The sequence below is a fragment of the Pseudomonas sp. 31 R 17 genome (assembly GCF_900004915.1).
In the GTDB taxonomy this organism is placed as follows: Bacteria; Pseudomonadota; Gammaproteobacteria; order Pseudomonadales; family Pseudomonadaceae; genus Aquipseudomonas; species Aquipseudomonas orientalis_A.
This window is the reverse complement of sequence record NZ_CVTN01000056.1, coordinates 272,895-288,607: the sequence shown is the minus strand read 5'-3', so window position 1 is coordinate 288,607 and position 15,713 is coordinate 272,895. Positions and strand designations below refer to the sequence as shown.

Below are 15,713 nucleotides of genomic sequence, written 5' to 3'. Positions count from 1 at the left end.
ATCCCTTTAATTTGCAGGACGTTTCCTAGACAATCCTTCGGCCTTGCGCCTGCTCAATCCACTGGCTAGCCTTCGCTTCGTCGCTGCATATCAGCGATCGGGTGTGAGATCCCGTGTATGAGCAGGCGCCATGCGCTACAACCGTCTATGGCGGCTATGTGCGGGCAGACTTCGGTCTGGCCGGGTCCTGTTTTCCGGTATCTCACCCCGCACGTAGCTGCCACCTTTTGACGTGTGAGATCGGCAAAAGAATGGCTCCCAATCCAAGCAGGAGCTTCACGCATGAGCAAAATTGTTCCCGATCCAACCTATCCGGTGTTCGTTGCCCACGAGGACCTGAGCTTCGAAGACGCCATCGCCAACATTTCCTCGCTGCTACGCTGCGCCGCCACCACGGCCACCGAAACCGCTGAAGGCCTCAAAGGCACCCGACGCGATATGGCCTGTTCCACCGCCCACTTGATCGACATGGCCCGCACCCTCGCCGACCGCGCACTGGATTGCCTGCAACCCGGACCTGCCAGCACCCCATAACCCCGGTGGGAGGGGGCTTGCTCCCGATGCGGTGGGTCAGTCAATTAATCTGTATCTGACCCACCGTCATCGGGGGCAAGCCCCCTCCCACAGTTGGCCTGTGTCGCCTGATCTTGATTGATCGTTCCCATGCGGAGTGAACGATCAAAAAGGGATTTGCGGGGCGGGGGGGTTGGCTCAGGGCAAATACTGCTCCCGTGGTGTGATAGTCATGTTGAGAGTCGTTTCCCATACCTGCACCGCCTGCTCGACATGCATTGTTAAAGGCCAGCAAGCCATATCCCTTTAATTTGCAGGACGTTTCCTAGACAATCCTTCGGCCTTGCGCCTGCTCAATCCACTGGCTAGCCTTCGCTTCGTCGCTGCATATCAGCGATCGGGTGTGGAAACCCGGGAATGAGTAGGCGTCATGATCGTATGCAAACGCTCAATGGCGGCTGTACGCGGGCAGACTTCGGTCTGACTGGGTCCTACTCCCCGGTTTCCACCCCGCGTATGGCTGCCACCCAATCTGCCGTGTGGAAACGGCACCGGATGGCGCCCCAACCGAGTAGGAGCTATATCCATGAGCAAAATCGTCCCCGATCCACCCTATCCTGTTTTTGTTGCCCACGAAGACCTGAGCTTCGAAGACGCCATCGCCAACATTTCCTCGCTGCTACGCTGCGCCGCCACCACGGCCACCGAAACCGCCGAAGGCCTCAAAGGCACCCGACGCGACATGGCCTGTTCCACTGCCCACTTGATCGACATGGCTCGCACCCTCGCCGACCGCGCACTGGATTGCCTGCAACCCGGACCCGCCAGCAACCCATAACCCATGTGGGAGGGGGCACCCCTCCCACATTTGGCCTGTGCCGCCTGATCCTGAGCGACATGGCCCGCACCCTCGCCGACCGCGCGCTGGATTGCCTGCAACCCGGCCCCGCCAGCACCCCCCCTCCCACATTTGGCCTGTGTCGCCTGATCTTGAGCGACATGGCCCGCACCCTCGCCGACCGCGCCCTGGATTGCCTGCAACCCGGCCCCGCCAACACCCCATAACCCATGTGGGAGGGGGCTTGCCCCCGATGCGGTGGGTCAGCCAATTAATCTGTATCTGACCCACCGTCATCGGGAGCAAGCCCCCTCCCACATTTGGCCTGTGTCGCCTGATCCTGAGCGACATGGCCCGCACCCTCGCCGACCGCGCGCTGGATTGCCTGCAACCCGGCCCCGCCAGCACCCCACAACCCATGTGGGAGGGGGCTTGCCCCCGATGCGGTGGGTCAGCCAATTAATCTGTATCTGACCCACCGTCATCGGGGGCAAGCCCCCTCCCACATTTGGCCTGTGTCGCCTGATCCTGAGCGACATGGCCCGCATCCTCGCCGACCGCGCGCTGGATTGCCTGCAACCCGGAACTGCCAGCATCCCACAACCCATGTGGGAGGGGGCTTGCCCCCGATACGGTGGGTCAGCCAATCAATCCGTATCTGACCCACCGTCATCGGGGGCAAGCCCCCTCCCACATTTGGCCTGTGTCGCCTGATCCTGAGCGACATGGCCCGCATCCTCGCCGACCGCGCGCTGGATTGCCTGCAACCCGGAACTGCCAGCAACCCATAACCCATGTGGGAGGGGGCTTGCCCCCGATGCGGTGGGTCAGTCGATTAATCCGTATCTGACTCACCGTCATCGGGAGCAAGCCCCCTCCCACATTTGGCCTGTGTCGCCTGATCCTGAGCGACATGGCCAGCACCCTCGCCGACCGCGCGCTGGATTGCCTGCAACCCGGAACTGCCAGCATCCCACAACCCATGTGGGAGGGGGCTTGCCCCCGATGCGGTGGGTCAGCCAATCAATCCGTATCTGACCCATCGTCATCGGGGGCAAGCCCCCTCCCACATTTGGCCTGTGTCGCCTGTCTGAATACATCGATGACTGCTCGGAAAGTGGTACAACAGGGGTTTGCGCCAATCCTTATCGGAGGCCTTCACGCATGACGTCCAAACTCGAACAACTCAAGCAATTCACCACCGTGGTCTGCGACACCGGCGACCTGGAAGCCATCAGCCGCCTGCGCCCGGTGGACGCCACCACCAACCCTTCTCTGCTGCTCAAGGCCTCGGCCATCGAGCATTACGGCGACATCCTGCGCAACGCCCTTGACCTGTCCAAAGGCGACCTGGGCCTGGCCTGCGATCAGTTTTCCGTGGCGGTGGGCTGCGGCATTCTCAAGGTGATTCCGGGACGCATCTCCACTGAGGTCGATGCACGACTGTCCTTCGATGAAGACGCGCTGTGGGCCAAAGCCAATCAGCTGATCGCCCTCTATGACCAGGCCGGCGTCGGTCGCGACCGCGTGCTGATCAAGCTGGCATCCACCTGGGAAGGGATCCGCACCGCCGAACGCCTGGAAAAAGCCGGCATCCAGACCAACCTGACCCTGCTGTTCTCGTTCGCCCAGGCCCAGGCCTGCGCCGATGCCGGTGTGTTTCTGATTTCACCGTTCGTGGGCCGCATCTACGACTGGTATCGCAAGCACACCGGCCTGGACTACACCAGCGCGGACGACCCGGGCGTGCAGTCGGTGACACGGATCTACAACTACTACAAGGCCAACGGCATTAAGACGGTGGTCATGGGCGCCAGCTTCCGCACCCTCAGCCAGATCGAACAGCTGGCGGGCTGTGATCGCTTGACCATCAGCCCCGAGTTGCTGCAAAAACTCGATGAAGACCAGGGCACCCTCGATCGTAAACTGGTGCCCGGTGCCGCCGGCGAAGCGCGCCAGTCCATCAACGAGGCGCAGTTTCGCTGGGCCTCCAACGAAGATGCGATGGCCACCGAAAAACTCGCCGAAGGCATCCGCCAGTTTGCGCGTGACCAGGAAAAACTCGAAAAGGTACTGGCTGCGCTGTGATGCCCCCTATCGCCACCGTTACCGATACAACTTCGGCGTTGCACGGGCCTGTGGCGAGGGAGCTTGCCTTGCACTGTAGGAGCGAGCTTGCTCGCGAAAAACGTCAACGATAATACGTGCATCCTGGATGAACGCGGTGTCTGTGAGTTCTTCGCGAGCAAGCTCGCTCCTACAGTGGAGAGCAACCCACTCGCCACCGTATAAGGCATCAAGCCGGCTTTTGCTCGCCAAATGTGCGAGCTGCCAACGCCCCCAAAACCCCGCCAACAATCGGCGCCAGCCAGAACACCCAGAGCTGCGAAAGGTACTCACCTGCGGCAAATAATGCTGGCCCGGTGCTGCGTGCCGGGTTGACCGACGTATTGGTCACCGGGATCAGCACCAAGTGAATCAAGGTCAGCGCCAGGCCAACGGCAATTGGCGCAAAGCCCGGAGCAGCCCCCGGTGCAGTCACACGCATAATGATGAATACGAAGAAGAACGTGGCGATCAGTTCAGCCAACAGTGCGGCCTTCAGGTCAAAGAGGCCTGGGCTCAGGGGGCCGTAACCGTTGGCGGCAAAACCACCCACAGTGAAACCAGGCTGCCCGTTGGCAATCAGGTACAGCGCCGCCGCGGCAGCAATCGCCCCAGCAACCTGCGCCGCGATGTACGGCAGCAGATCACCGGCAGCGATCCGCCGCACTGCCCATAGGCCAATGGTCACCGCCGGGTTGAAGTGCCCGCCGGAGATACCCCCGACCGCGTAGGCCATGGTCAGTACAGTGAGACCAAACGCCAGCGCAACACCCACGAAACCAATGCCCAAACCAGGAAAGGCCGCCGCCAGAATGGCGCTGCCACAGCCGCCGAACGTCAGCCAGAAAGTACCGATAAACTCGGCGATCAAACGCTTTTGCACAATCGACTCCATTGCTGCTCAAGTGCCGTCACCACAGGAGGTGGGCGGTCGCCGGCGACGGTAGCAATAGGTATCAAAATGCTGTGTAAGACTTGTCTGGAGTTCCACCGCTGGACACGTTGCGCCTCAGGCGCGCCTGGTTTATTTGCACAAGATCCGCTTACAACTAATCAGATGAGACGCGCCTGCGACTGCATTAGCATTGCCGACCACTAAGTCAATGGCGTACATTTGCTATGATTTTTATTGAAACCGCAGTTTTCACCCGGCGCGTAACGGAGTTGATGAATCACGATGCCTATCTGGGTTTGCAGGTAGCGTTGATGTTGAATCCCCGCGCTGGAGATGTGATCGAAGGAACCGGCGGCATCCGAAAGCTGCGCATCGCCTCAAAAGGTCACGGCAAACGAGGCGGTGCCAGGGTGATTTACTATCACTTTGTAACGGCTTCAAAAATCGCGTTATTGATGATCTATCAAAAAAACGAACAGCAAGACCTGACAAACGATGAACGCAAAACACTGAAAGCCGTCATCGAACACTGGAGATAACCATGAGCAAATTCTTCGATGAGCTGATGGAAAGCGTGCAACAGATGGACGAAATCGTCCGAGGCGAGCGCCAGCCCTCTCGCCAATTTATTGTTGACGCGCTTCAAGTCAAAAAAATTCGTAAGACAACAGGCCTGACTCAAGCCAAATTCGCCGCAATGATCGACGTTCAGATTGGCACACTGCGCAATTGGGAACAGGGGCGACGCGAACCGACGGGCCCAGCAAAGGCGCTGTTGAGGGCCATTCACAACGACCCTGTACATGTGTTGAATGCGTTGGCGCCTTAACCCGACGTTGGCGGGCGCGGGAGCTTGGATCAGGTTCCCGCCACACCCTGCCCAAACCTGCGAATCGCCAGGCAATACCCCACCAGTGCCAGCCCCGCCAGCAACCCGCCCGCCGCGCCGATCCAGGCGAAGCCGAAGTGGCTGCCGACCCAACTGCCCATCAATGCACCGCCGCCGATGCCGATGTTGTAGATGCCGGAGAACATCGCCATGGCCACGTCGGTGGCGTCGGGTGCCAGCACCAGCACTTTGGACTGCATCGCCAGGCCGAAGCCCATGATCGCCATGCCCCAGAACACACTCAGGCCCACAAGGTAAGACTCGGCGCCGCTCAACGGCAACATCAGCGCCAGGCAGGCCGCAAGCAGGAACACGCTGCTGACCACGAAGACGTGCGGGTTGAAACGATGCACCAGGCTGAACAGCAGCGAGCCGATGATGCCGGCGCCGCCGAACACCAGCAGGATCAGGGTGACCGCACTGCCGCCCAAACCGGCAACGCCTTCGACGAAGGGTTCGATGTAGCTGTAGGCGGTGAACTGGGCGGTGACGGTCATCGCGGTGAGCACGTAGAGCGCCACCAGTGCCGGGCGCTTGAACAGCAGCGGCAGGCTGCGCAGGGAGCCGGAGTTCTGGCTCGGCAACGGCGGCAAGGTGCGCCACAGCCAGAACACCAGCGCGGCGGCGAACGCGGCAATCACCAGGAAGGTGGTGCGCCAGCCCATGGCCTCGCCCAGCAGGCGGCCCAGGGGAATACCGAGCACCATCGCCAGGGACGTACCGGTGGCGAGCAGGCCCAGGGCCTGCACTTGCTTGCCCTGGGGTGCCAGGCGCACCGCCAGGGAGGCGGTGATCGACCAGAACAACGCATGGGCCAGGGCGATGCCGATCCGGCTGACCATCAACAGGCCGAAACTGGTGGCCACGCTGGACAGGATATGACTGACGATAAACAGGCCGAACAGCACGATAAGCAATTTGCGTCGTTCGACGTTACGCGTGAGCAGCATCACCGGCAGCGACGTCAGCGACACGATCCACGCATAGATAGTGAGCATCAGGCCGACGCTGGCCACGGGCATGTCAAAGCTGGCGCCGATGGCACTGAGCAGGCCGACCGGCACGAATTCGGTGGTATTGAATACAAAGGCGGCCAACGCCAGGGCGATGACCGGTTGCCAATTGGCTTGGGGGGTTGCGGCTGAAAGGCTCATTGCGGGGCGAGGTACTCTGACAGTGATCAAACGGCCGCGCAGGACACGCGGGGCCGTTGAGCATTCTATAGGTTTCTCGCGGCGCTGTTGGCCCTGATCCTACCCGGTTATCGCATGACGTGTCAGCGCGGCTGCCTGAACGCCGGGTTGAATCGGTCTGATCAGCCCCGACTCACGGATCCACCTGCGTCATCAACTCGGGAATGCTTTCCGGGCGCCTGGCATAGCGCTGGGCCAAGGCCGCACACACCATCAACTGGATCTGATGAAACAGCATCAGCGGCAGGATCAGCACACCCATACTCGCCCCGGCGAACAACACCTGGGCCATTGGCACACCGGTGGCCAGGCTTTTCTTCGAGCCGCAGAACAGGATAGTGATGCGGTCTTCCTGGCTGAAGCCGAACGCCTTGCCCAGCAGCGCGGAGGCCACCAGCACCAGCGCCAGCAACACGCAACACGCCAGCACCAGGCCGCCCAGTTCCCACAACGGAATCTGGTGCCAGATGCCTTCGTTGACCGCCTCACTGAACGCGCCGTAGACCACCAGCAGGATCGAGCCCTGGTCGACGAACTTGAGCCAGGACTTGTTGCGGCCAACCCAGTCACCGATCCAGCGTCGGGCGATCTGGCCGGCGACGAACGGCAGCAGCAACTGCACGCTGATTTTCAGGATCGCGTCGACGGTGGAGCCGCCATCGCCGTGCACATTGAGAAGCAAGGTCACCAGCAACGGCGTGAGGAAGATGCCGAACAGGCTCGAGGCCGCTGCGCTGCAGATAGCCGCCGGGATATTGCCACGCGCCAGTGAGGTGAAGGCAATCGCCGATTGCACGGTGGCCGGCAGCGCGCAGAGGTAGAGCATGCCCATGTACAGGTCGTTGCCGATCAGCGGCGACAGCAGCGGCTTGAGCGCCAGTCCCAGCAGCGGGAACAGCACGAAGGTCAGGCTGAACACCAACAGATGCAAACGCCAGTGCCCCGCCCCGGCGACGATGGCCTGGCGCGACAGCTTGGCGCCGTGCAGGAAAAACAGCAGCGCGATGGCAAGGTTGGTGACCCAGCCGAACGCCACGGCGGTCTGGCCGCTGGCCGGCAGCAGGGAGGCGAGGATCACCGTGGCGATCAGGGCCAGGGTGAAGTTATCGGGCAGGAAACGCGGACGGGTCATAAGCAAATCTTCCAGGGGTTGCCAAGCGCATGGGGCGACTCTAACGTAACGATCTATTACCGACTAACGCCAATGAGCCAGTAAATGCCGCCTAAAGGACAGAACAAAACCGTCCGACGCACGATTCCCGGGCTGTCCAGCCTGCCGCGAGCGGTGTATGGGCGCACCGAATCGTTGCCTGATCGTGCGCTGACGCGGCGGCACAGCCACCCGTGGGTGCAGTTGTCCTACGCCATTTCCGGGGTGCTGGAGATCCAGACCAGTGCCGGCCGCTTCGTCGCACCGCCCCAGCGCGCGGTGTGGATTCCGGCGGGCATGCCGCACCGCGTCTACAGCGCGCCCCACACCGAGATGCGCAGCCTGTACCTGGATTGCAGCGTCACGGCGTGGGCGGCCGGGCACTGTCACGTGCTGGAGGTGAGCAGCCTGTTGCGCGAGCTGATCCGCAGCTTCAGCGAACGGCCGGCGGACTATGCCGAAGATGGCCCCGATGGCCGCCTGGCCCAGGTGATACTCGACCAACTCGCCGCCGCGCCCCAGGTGGACTTGATGCTGCCCCTGCCCCATGACGCCCGCTTGCGGCAGATCTACCGCAGCCTGCACCTGCATCCGGAGCAGCAGACCACCCTGGGGGATTGGAGCCGCAAGCTGGGGATCAGCGAAAAAACCCTCAGCCGCTTGTTTCTGAGTGACACCGGGCTGACCTTCCGCGCGTGGCGCCAGCGCCTGCGCCTGCTGAGCGCCCTGCCCGCCCTGGAGCAAGGCGAGCGGGTGACGGACGTGGCGCTGGGCTGTGGTTATGAATCGACGTCGGCGTTCATCAACGCGTTTCGCCAGCAATTCAACGCCACGCCGGGGGAATTTTTCCGTTGAGGATTGGCCCGCTCAGTGCAAAAAATCCCCAAACGCGCGCTCGGCTGGTATTGTGCCGCGCTTTGGAACACCGCTACCGACTTGCGAGGAATGGACGTTGAACACTGACGAAAAAATGACCGGGGACCTGTTCGAGGTCGATAAGCGCCTGTCACTCAAACCCGTGGTGGACTTCAACGCCTACCTGCGCGACGCGTTTGGCGACGGCCCATGCACCTGCATACGCTGCACCGCCAGCGGTGGCGATGAAACCGGCTACGGCTTCCAGCACACGTTCAATTTCGACGGCAAACCGATGCACCGTCGCTTTGCTTCGACAGCGGGCAGTGATGTGTTGATGGTATTGAAGAAGGCCTGGTTGTCATACACCAAGGCCGAGCTGCCGCTCAGCGGTGTGTTGGCGCTGGAGACGGTGAAGGAATTTGTCGAGCCGCAGTTGCACAAGCGCGTGGCGCCACTGCTGTTGGCCAGTGGGTTGGTCAAGGATGTCGATAGCCAGTTGCACATTCAGCCACAAGCATTGGCTTGAACACACTTCAAATGTGGGAGGGGGCAAGCCCCCTCCCACATTGGTTTTGTATTTGCCGATTAAAAACCGGGAACGCCTTGCATGCGGAGCTCGGGAGACAGTTCTTCCAGCGGCTCGGTCAGCGGCCGTTCGCTCATCCCCGGCAGCAGAATCACCTTGCGGCATTCCTCCTCGGCTTTATCAAACAGTTCATAGCCTCGCGCGGCCTGTTCCAGAGACAGTCGATGGGTAACGATTGCCTCGGGATTCAAATGCCCGAGTTCAATGTGCTCAAGTAATTCCGGCAAGTAGCGCTGCACGTGGGTCTGGCCCATCTTGAAAGTCAGGCCCTTGTCGAACGCGTCGCCAAACATGAAGCCATGGATAAAGCCGGCATACACCCCGGCCACACTGACCACCCCGCCACGGCGCACGGCCGCGATGCACTGGCGCAGGGCCTTGCCGCTGCTGCCTTCGATCTTCAGGGTGGTGAGAATGGTTTCCGTGGTGCTGCCCTTGGCTTCAAAACCCACTGCATCCACCACGCCGTCGACGCCTCGCATACCGGCGGTCTGGCGGATGATGGTGTCGGCCGGGTCGTCGTCCTCTTCAAAGTTGATCGGGATCACGCCATACATCTTTTGCGCGTAGGCCAGCCGATAGGGATGATCATCGACCATGAAAATCTGCTCGGCACCGAGCATCTGCGCACACGCCGCGCTAAGTAAACCCACCGGGCCGGCGCCATAGATCGCCACGCTGGAGCCTTTGCCGATACCGGCATTGGTCACCGCCTGCCAGGCCGTGGGCAGAATGTCGGAGAGGAACAACACCTTTTCATCCGCCAGCAACCCTGGCACCTTGAACGGCCCGGCATTGGCCTTGGGCACCCGCACCAGCTCGGCCTGGCCACCGGGGATGCCGCCGTACAGGCGGCTGTAGCCGAACAACGCGGCACCCGGGGGAATCGCCTTTTTATTCAGGATTGCGCCGCGCCCGTCGTTGGTGGTTTCGCAGGCGGCGTACTGCTGCAACTGACAGAAAAAACAGTCGCCACAGGCGATCACGAAGGGGATCACCACGCGGTCACCGCGCTGCACCGCCGTAACTGCCGGGCCGGTTTCCTCGACGATGCCCATGAACTCATGCCCGAAGATATCGCCGTGCTCCACCGTGGGGATCTTGCCCCGGTACAGGTGCAGGTCCGAGCCACAGATCGCGGTGGCGGTGACGCGCAAGATGATGTCGTCGGGTTGCTCAATGATCGGGTCAGGGACGGTATCGACCTGGACTTTATGGGCGCCTTGGTAGGTCATCGCGCGCATGGGCTGCACTCCTGTGATGGGGACTTACTAGTTAAGGGCACGCCCCGCGCCGGGTGTTCCATCACCGTGCGGCGGTAAGCGATAAATGGTCGTTCAGCGCAGGCGCGTGACCGTGAGCGCCACCACGGCGATCCGCTCGACGCGCTCATACCCGGGCTTTTCGAGTTCTTCGCCGAAGACGTCCGGGTCCAGCTCACGGTAGGTCCAGCCATAGGCATCGCTGGCCAGCAACGGCTTGACCGCGTCCAGGAACGGGTCGCCGCCGGCCACCATCGCCACGCCGGTATACAGCAGCAGGCTACCGCCAACGGCCAGGCGCCCGAGGGATTCGCCGGCGATGCGCACCGACAACTGCTCGCCCAATGCACCACCGCCATGGCGATAGGCGCGCTGGCGGTCGTCATTCATGTACGGCGGGTTGGCGACGATCAGGTCGAATTCGCCTTCGACGCTGGTCAGCACGTCACTCTGGTAGACACTTACATTCGCGAGGCCGGCCAGCTCGGCATTCACCGCAGTCAGGCGCAGGGCGCGCGGGTTGATGTCCACCGCGAGCACCTCGGCGTCGTGCCGCGCATGGGCGACGACCAGCGCACCGACCCCCGCCCCGCAGCCAATGTCCACCGCGCGCTTGAGCGGCTCGAAGCGCTGCTGCAAATGGGCTTCGATTACCTGGGCGAATCGATAGCTGTCAGGGCCGAAAAACACTGCGTCCGCCGCGACCGTGGGATAAGGCGAATGGGCAAACAACAGGTCACCCAGGCTCGACCAGCGCACGCTGCTGCGCCACAGCGCGTCGTGTTTTTCAATCACTCCGGCCTGCTGCAGCTCTTCACGAAAGGCCTCGGGCAGCAGGTCGTTGTCGAACGGCATGGACCAGCCGAACACATCGCGCAGGTTCATCGCCAGCGGGGTCGACAAGCGCCGGAACACGCGCTCGTGGGTCAGCGGTGTCGGGGTGATAAAACGATAACCGCTCTCCTTCAAGCCTCGGCCAAGGTTGAGCAGGGCACGATCGGCCAGTTGTTGTGCAGACATGGACAGATTTCCTTAGCGCAGACGCGCGCGCAGTTGGATAAAACGGCGGGTGGCATACAACCCGGCAGGGCTGCAGTGGCGCCGCGCCGACATCCACGGGATCAGCGCGCCCAGTTGCTGCTCATCGGGCAGGCTCCAGAGTGATTCGACGAGGGCCTGGGTATCCGGGTCAGCCGGGCGGTGCTGTTCGCGGCTGAAACGGCTGCCGCGCCCCGGTCGTACCGGGGCCACACGCTGGGTGCCGATCCAGTCACCGGCGATCCAGTCATGCAGCACCTGTTTTTCATAGCCGCTGAACACCCCGAACATCGCCGCGCCCGCGCCTTCGATCAACTGCCAGAAACGGCTTTCGGCGGGGTCCTGGTTGCGTTTGATCCAACCCTTTTCCTCCATCGCCCTGAGGAATTCCCCCATCTGCCCGGGCTTGGCCAGCCACTGATTGACGGTCTTGCCTTCGAAGCGGCAGTAGTCCGAATGCATATGCTGGCCAAAGCTGCGCTTGCGTTCGAGCATGGCCATCACTTCATCCTGCAGATCAAAACCCTCGATGACCGCAGTGGTGCCTGGGCCAAGGTCACTGAGGCGATAGCCGGCGACGACGCGACGGTAGAAGTCTTCCCTGCCCTCCCCCAGCGGCAGCAGATTGAGTACCGACTGCGCCGCTTTGCTGGCGTGGCCGCTGCTGGCGTTGTCGATGGTCACGTGAAGGGTGAAGTAATAGGGATCGATGCCCAGCTCGCTCAGTTCGTAGGCAGTGATCAGCAGGTGCAGCGGCAACTGCTCATAACCCAGGTTGTAGCCGATGATTTCCGGCAGGAACTCTTCGGCGCACAGGCCGAGGGCCAGTTGCAACGCGCCTTGCAGATAGTGGCCGTCCTCGAGCCCCGCCTCGCTGTCGGCATCATGCTCGCTGAGCAACTTGCGATAGATCACTACATGGTTCTGTGCGGCTTCGCCGTCGCCCAACTCTTCAAGGTAAGTGGTCAGCAGGCCGTCGAAGCGCTGATCCTGCCAATAGCGCAGCAGGCCGTAGAGCCACGCGCCGTCGACCTGTTTGGTCGGGGCCACGCGTTGCAGCACATACAGCGCGTGCGCCTTGTTGTGGAAGTAGCGGCGCGGCCGGCCTTGCTGGCGTTGCTCCAGGTACTCGGCGTAGGCCTGGGCCACGGCGGCGCAGCGCTGTTCCACCCAGGCCGGCAACTGCTCGGGCACCTCCGGCAGGTCGCTGACGGTCGCTTCCACCTGCGCCAATTGGTCCTGCAGGTAGTCACGCGCCACTTGCGTGGCATCCGCAGATTCACCATACAGCTGTTGGTAGACCCGTTGATGGCGGCCCTGGGCCGAGTCTGTGACAGAGGCCGGTTGGCCCGACAGCGCTGTGAGGAGTGTCATGGTGGCAGTTTCCGCAAAGTCCGTTACAACGGGCCAGCCTGCAAGGCGGCCCCGCAAAAGCGCTTGAACCACGCGCCTATAAAATGCAGAGCCTTGGGAGGTGCGGAAAATTCAAATGAGGTTGTTGAAGGGGGGATAAGCGGTCGTGATGCCTGGGTTAATGGTTTTTCCTACCGATGAGATTTGAGGCGCAGAAAGTCAGGGATATTCTTGCCGGGCGTGCAATACGCTGACGATCTCAATGCGCTCTGCGGTGACTCGGTAAACCAGCACGTAATTAGGGTGAGCGACGATCTCGCGAGTCCCTGGAACTCGACCGTTCGGATACAAGTACGGATGTTCCGTCAGCGGTAACGGCGCACCTTCAAGGCGGGTTTTGAGGCGTCGGGCGGCGCCAGGGTTGTGTGCTGCGATAAAGGTCACGATATCAATCAGGTCGCTGATAGCTTCATCAAGCCAAACAACGGACAGCATCAGGCATTCGCCCTCTGTTTACGCTCCGCTTCCTGAATGATCGCCTCAACCCTCGCCATGACCTCATCATGCGGTACACCAGGGCCGGGATTGCTCAGGCTTTTTTCGACCTTTTTACGAAACCAGCGATCATGGCTACTCGCCTGCTCTTCGGTTTCAAACTCCGAAACAATTGGGGAAAGTGGAACACCCATCAGATGACCTCCTGTATGAATGTTCAGCAGTCTAGTCGCAACCCGGCAAGCTGTCTCGGACCACCAGATGAAATGCAGGCCAGCTTATCCGAGCGGTGAAAATGTGGGAGGGGGCAAGCCCCCTCCCACATTTTTTACATCCTGGGTTGCTGCGTTGTTATTTACGCGCCGCCTCCCACTGTTTGAGCAGGTCGTTGTAGTTCACGGTCTCGCCTTTGGGCTTCTCGTTGGCCAGTTTCGGTTTCGGCGCGCCAGGCTGGTCGAACCAGTATTGCGCGTCGCGCTCGGGGTTCATTTTCGGGCCGCACACCGGTTGCACCTTGGAGCGTTCCAGGCGCGTCATGATCGCGTCCTGCTCCTTGGCCAGGTTGTCCAGCGCCTGTTGCGGGGTTTTCTCGCCGCTGGCGGCGGCGGCGATGTTGCTCCACCACAGTTGCGCCAGACGTGGATAGTCCGGCACGTTAGTGCCGGTCGGCGACCACTCAGTGCGCGCCGGGCTGCGGTAGAACTCCACCAGGCCGCCGAGTTTGGGGGCCATGTCGGTCATGGCCTGGGAGTTGATATCGGACTCACGAATCGGCGTGAGGCCGACGATGGTCTTCTTCAAGGACACGGTTTTGGAGGTGACGAACTGCGCGTAGAGCCAGGCCGCGAGTTTCTGTTTCTCCGGCGTGGACTTGAGGAAGGTCCAGGAGCCCACGTCCTGATAGCCCTTCTTCATGCCCTTCTCCCAGTACGGCCCGACCGGCGACGGCGCCATGCGCCATTTCGGCGTGCCGTCGGCGTTCACCACCGGCAGGCCCGGCTTGACCATGTCGGCGGTAAACGCGGTGTACCAGAAGATCTGCTGCGCAATGTTGCCCTGGGACGGCACCGGACCGGATTCGGAGAAGGTCATGCCCGCCGCTTCCGGTGGCGCATAGGCCTTCATCCAGTCCACGTATTTTTGCGTAGCGAACACCGCCGCCGGGCCGTTGGTGTCGCCGCCGCGCGTCACGCTGGAGCCCACCGGGTGGCAGTCCTCCACGCGAATGCCCCACTCGTCCACCGGCAAGCCGTTGGGCAGGCCCTTGTCGCCGCCGCCGGCCATGGAGAACCAGGCATCGGTGAAGCGCCAGCCCAGGGACGGGTCTTTCTTGCCGTAGTCCATGTGCCCATAGACGCGCTTGCCGTCGATTTCCTTGACGTCTTCGCTGAAGAATTTGGCGATGTCTTCATAGGCCGACCAGTTCACCGGCACGCCGAGCTCGTAGCCGTATTTTTCCTTGAACTTGGCTTTCAGCTCCGGGCGCTCGAACCAGTCGGCGCGAAACCAGTAAAGGTTGGCGAACTGCTGGTCGGGCAACTGGTAGATCTTGCCGTCCGGCGCGGTGGTGAAGGACAGGCCAATGAAGTCCTTGAGGTCCAGGGTCGGCGAGGTAAAGTCCTTGCCTTCGTTGGCCATCAGGTCGGTGATGGATTCGGTCTTGCCGTAGCGAAAGTGCGTGCCGATCAGGTCCGAGTCGTTGACCCAGCCGTCATAGATATTCTTGTCCGATTGCATCTGGGTTTGCAGCTTCTCCACCACGTCGCCTTCCTGCAGCAGGTCGTGGGTCAGCTTGATCCCGGTGATTTCGCTGAAGGCCTTGGCCAGCACCTTGGATTCATATTCGTGGGTGGTGAGGGTTTCCGACACCACGTTGATCTTCATCCCACGGAAGGGTTCGGCGGCCTTGATAAACCATTTCAACTCCTCAAGCTGCTGGGCTTCGGTGAGCGTGGACGGTTTGAATTCGCTGCCAATCCATTTTTTCGCCGCATCTTCATACGCATCCGCCCAGGCCGAAGCGCTCAAACCACTGAGGGCCAGTACGGCGGCCAATGAAATGCTATGTCGCAGCTTATTGTTTTTATTCAACATAGAGACCTCCAGGTTAATTTCACACGGGACTCGCAGACACCCCTCTCTTGTAGGAGCTGAGCTTGCTCGCGAAAAACTCACAAACACCGCGGGCTACCAGGAGCACTGCGTTATCGTTGACGATTTTCGCGAGCACGCTCGCTCCTACAGGGTGGTGCCTACCTAGCCCCAACGCATCACACTCAACAGCCATACCAGGGAGAGCGCGGACGCCACCCAGATGCTCCAGTCGGTAACGCCGATGACCAGCAAATGCAGGTAGGCGCTGCCAAGAAGACCGATAAACAAGCGATCACCACGGGTGGTGCTGATCGGCAGAAAACCGCGCCGAGGGATACTCGGCGAGCGCAACTCCCAGGTGGTCATGCCCGCCAGAATCAGCACGATGCCGCCAAAGAACAGGGCTGTGGGGGTGGTCCAGGCCATCCATTCCATCATCGATT

At 61.4% G+C, this 15,713-nt stretch carries 18 protein-coding genes; 8 read left to right on the top strand and 10 right to left on the bottom strand.

From position 1 onward, the window contains the following. Positions 1-282 precede the first annotated feature (282 nt). From BFP89_RS08385 to tal, 4 genes are all read left to right on the top strand, one after another. On the top strand, positions 283-534 hold the full coding sequence (locus tag BFP89_RS08385; protein WP_065885028.1) for a DUF6124 family protein: 252 nt from the start codon (positions 283-285) through the stop codon (positions 532-534). A 565-nt stretch (positions 535-1,099) separates the two neighbouring features. Next, complete coding sequence (locus BFP89_RS08380; protein ID WP_065885027.1) at positions 1,100-1,351, top strand: DUF6124 family protein; 252 nt, start codon at positions 1,100-1,102, stop codon at positions 1,349-1,351. A gap of 59 nt (positions 1,352-1,410) precedes the next feature. Next, positions 1,411-1,578: a hypothetical protein gene (locus BFP89_RS29305; RefSeq protein WP_256097331.1), complete on the top strand. Its 168-nt coding sequence runs from the start codon at positions 1,411-1,413 to the stop codon at positions 1,576-1,578. Positions 1,579-2,515: 937 nt separating this feature from the next. Then, on the top strand, positions 2,516-3,439 hold the full coding sequence (gene tal / locus BFP89_RS08375) for a transaldolase (protein WP_065885026.1): 924 nt from the start codon (positions 2,516-2,518) through the stop codon (positions 3,437-3,439). A 208-nt stretch (positions 3,440-3,647) separates the two neighbouring features. On the opposite strand, the gene aqpZ is transcribed toward tal, so the two are convergent. Further along, positions 3,648-4,352: an aquaporin Z gene (aqpZ, locus tag BFP89_RS08370; RefSeq protein WP_065885025.1), complete on the bottom strand. Its 705-nt coding sequence runs from the start codon at positions 4,350-4,352 to the stop codon at positions 3,648-3,650. Between the two features lie 224 nt (positions 4,353-4,576). Between aqpZ and BFP89_RS08365 the strand changes: the two genes are divergently transcribed. Both BFP89_RS08365 and nadS read left to right on the top strand, forming a co-directional pair. Further along, entirely contained in the window at positions 4,577-4,891 is a 315-nt protein-coding gene (locus tag BFP89_RS08365) for a type II toxin-antitoxin system RelE/ParE family toxin (RefSeq protein WP_065885024.1), read from the top strand. Positions 4,892-4,893: 2 nt separating this feature from the next. Next, on the top strand, positions 4,894-5,181 hold the full coding sequence (nadS, locus tag BFP89_RS08360; protein ID WP_065885023.1) for a NadS family protein: 288 nt from the start codon (positions 4,894-4,896) through the stop codon (positions 5,179-5,181). Positions 5,182-5,210: 29 nt separating this feature from the next. Here the strand turns inward: nadS and BFP89_RS08355 are convergent, their stop codons facing one another. Both BFP89_RS08355 and BFP89_RS08350 read right to left on the bottom strand, forming a co-directional pair. Next, positions 5,211-6,395: a sugar transporter gene (locus BFP89_RS08355; RefSeq protein WP_065885022.1), complete on the bottom strand. Its 1,185-nt coding sequence runs from the start codon at positions 6,393-6,395 to the stop codon at positions 5,211-5,213. A 172-nt stretch (positions 6,396-6,567) separates the two neighbouring features. Next, positions 6,568-7,566 carry a bile acid:sodium symporter family protein gene (locus BFP89_RS08350; protein ID WP_065885021.1) on the bottom strand — a complete coding sequence of 333 codons (999 nt, stop codon included), beginning with the start codon at positions 7,564-7,566 and terminating at the stop codon, positions 6,568-6,570. 84 nt (positions 7,567-7,650) lie between these two features. Here BFP89_RS08350 and BFP89_RS08345 point away from each other — a divergent pair, with 84 nt between their 5' ends. Next, complete coding sequence (locus tag BFP89_RS08345) at positions 7,651-8,439, top strand: AraC family transcriptional regulator (RefSeq protein WP_065885020.1); 789 nt, start codon at positions 7,651-7,653, stop codon at positions 8,437-8,439. 97 nt (positions 8,440-8,536) lie between these two features. Further along, positions 8,537-8,968 (top strand): hypothetical protein, encoded by a 432-nt coding sequence (locus BFP89_RS08340; RefSeq protein ID WP_065885019.1) that lies wholly within the window; start codon positions 8,537-8,539, stop codon positions 8,966-8,968. 59 nt (positions 8,969-9,027) lie between these two features. On the opposite strand, the gene BFP89_RS08335 is transcribed toward BFP89_RS08340, so the two are convergent. From BFP89_RS08335 to BFP89_RS08305, 7 genes are all read right to left on the bottom strand, one after another. Next, positions 9,028-10,272 carry a zinc-dependent alcohol dehydrogenase gene (locus tag BFP89_RS08335; protein WP_065885018.1) on the bottom strand — a complete coding sequence of 415 codons (1,245 nt, stop codon included), beginning with the start codon at positions 10,270-10,272 and terminating at the stop codon, positions 9,028-9,030. 93 nt (positions 10,273-10,365) lie between these two features. Next, positions 10,366-11,310: a methyltransferase gene (locus BFP89_RS08330; RefSeq protein WP_065885017.1), complete on the bottom strand. Its 945-nt coding sequence runs from the start codon at positions 11,308-11,310 to the stop codon at positions 10,366-10,368. 12 nt (positions 11,311-11,322) lie between these two features. Next, the gene (locus BFP89_RS08325; protein WP_065885016.1) at positions 11,323-12,702 is read right to left on the bottom strand and encodes an iron-containing redox enzyme family protein; all 1,380 of its coding nucleotides are present in this window, start codon (positions 12,700-12,702) and stop codon (positions 11,323-11,325) included. 198 nt (positions 12,703-12,900) lie between these two features. Further along, positions 12,901-13,176 carry a type II toxin-antitoxin system RelE/ParE family toxin gene (locus BFP89_RS08320; protein WP_065885015.1) on the bottom strand — a complete coding sequence of 92 codons (276 nt, stop codon included), beginning with the start codon at positions 13,174-13,176 and terminating at the stop codon, positions 12,901-12,903. After that, positions 13,176-13,370, bottom strand: coding sequence for a type II toxin-antitoxin system RelB family antitoxin (locus tag BFP89_RS08315; RefSeq protein ID WP_065885014.1), 195 nt, complete (start codon positions 13,368-13,370; stop codon positions 13,176-13,178). Before BFP89_RS08315 ends, BFP89_RS08320 begins: the two co-directional genes overlap by 1 nt. 157 nt (positions 13,371-13,527) lie before the next feature. Continuing rightward, positions 13,528-15,270, bottom strand: coding sequence for an ABC transporter substrate-binding protein (locus BFP89_RS08310; protein ID WP_065885013.1), 1,743 nt, complete (start codon positions 15,268-15,270; stop codon positions 13,528-13,530). Between the two features lie 162 nt (positions 15,271-15,432). Then, positions 15,433-15,705: a DUF2160 domain-containing protein gene (locus tag BFP89_RS08305; protein WP_065885012.1), complete on the bottom strand. Its 273-nt coding sequence runs from the start codon at positions 15,703-15,705 to the stop codon at positions 15,433-15,435. Between the last annotated feature and the right edge of the window lie 8 nt (positions 15,706-15,713).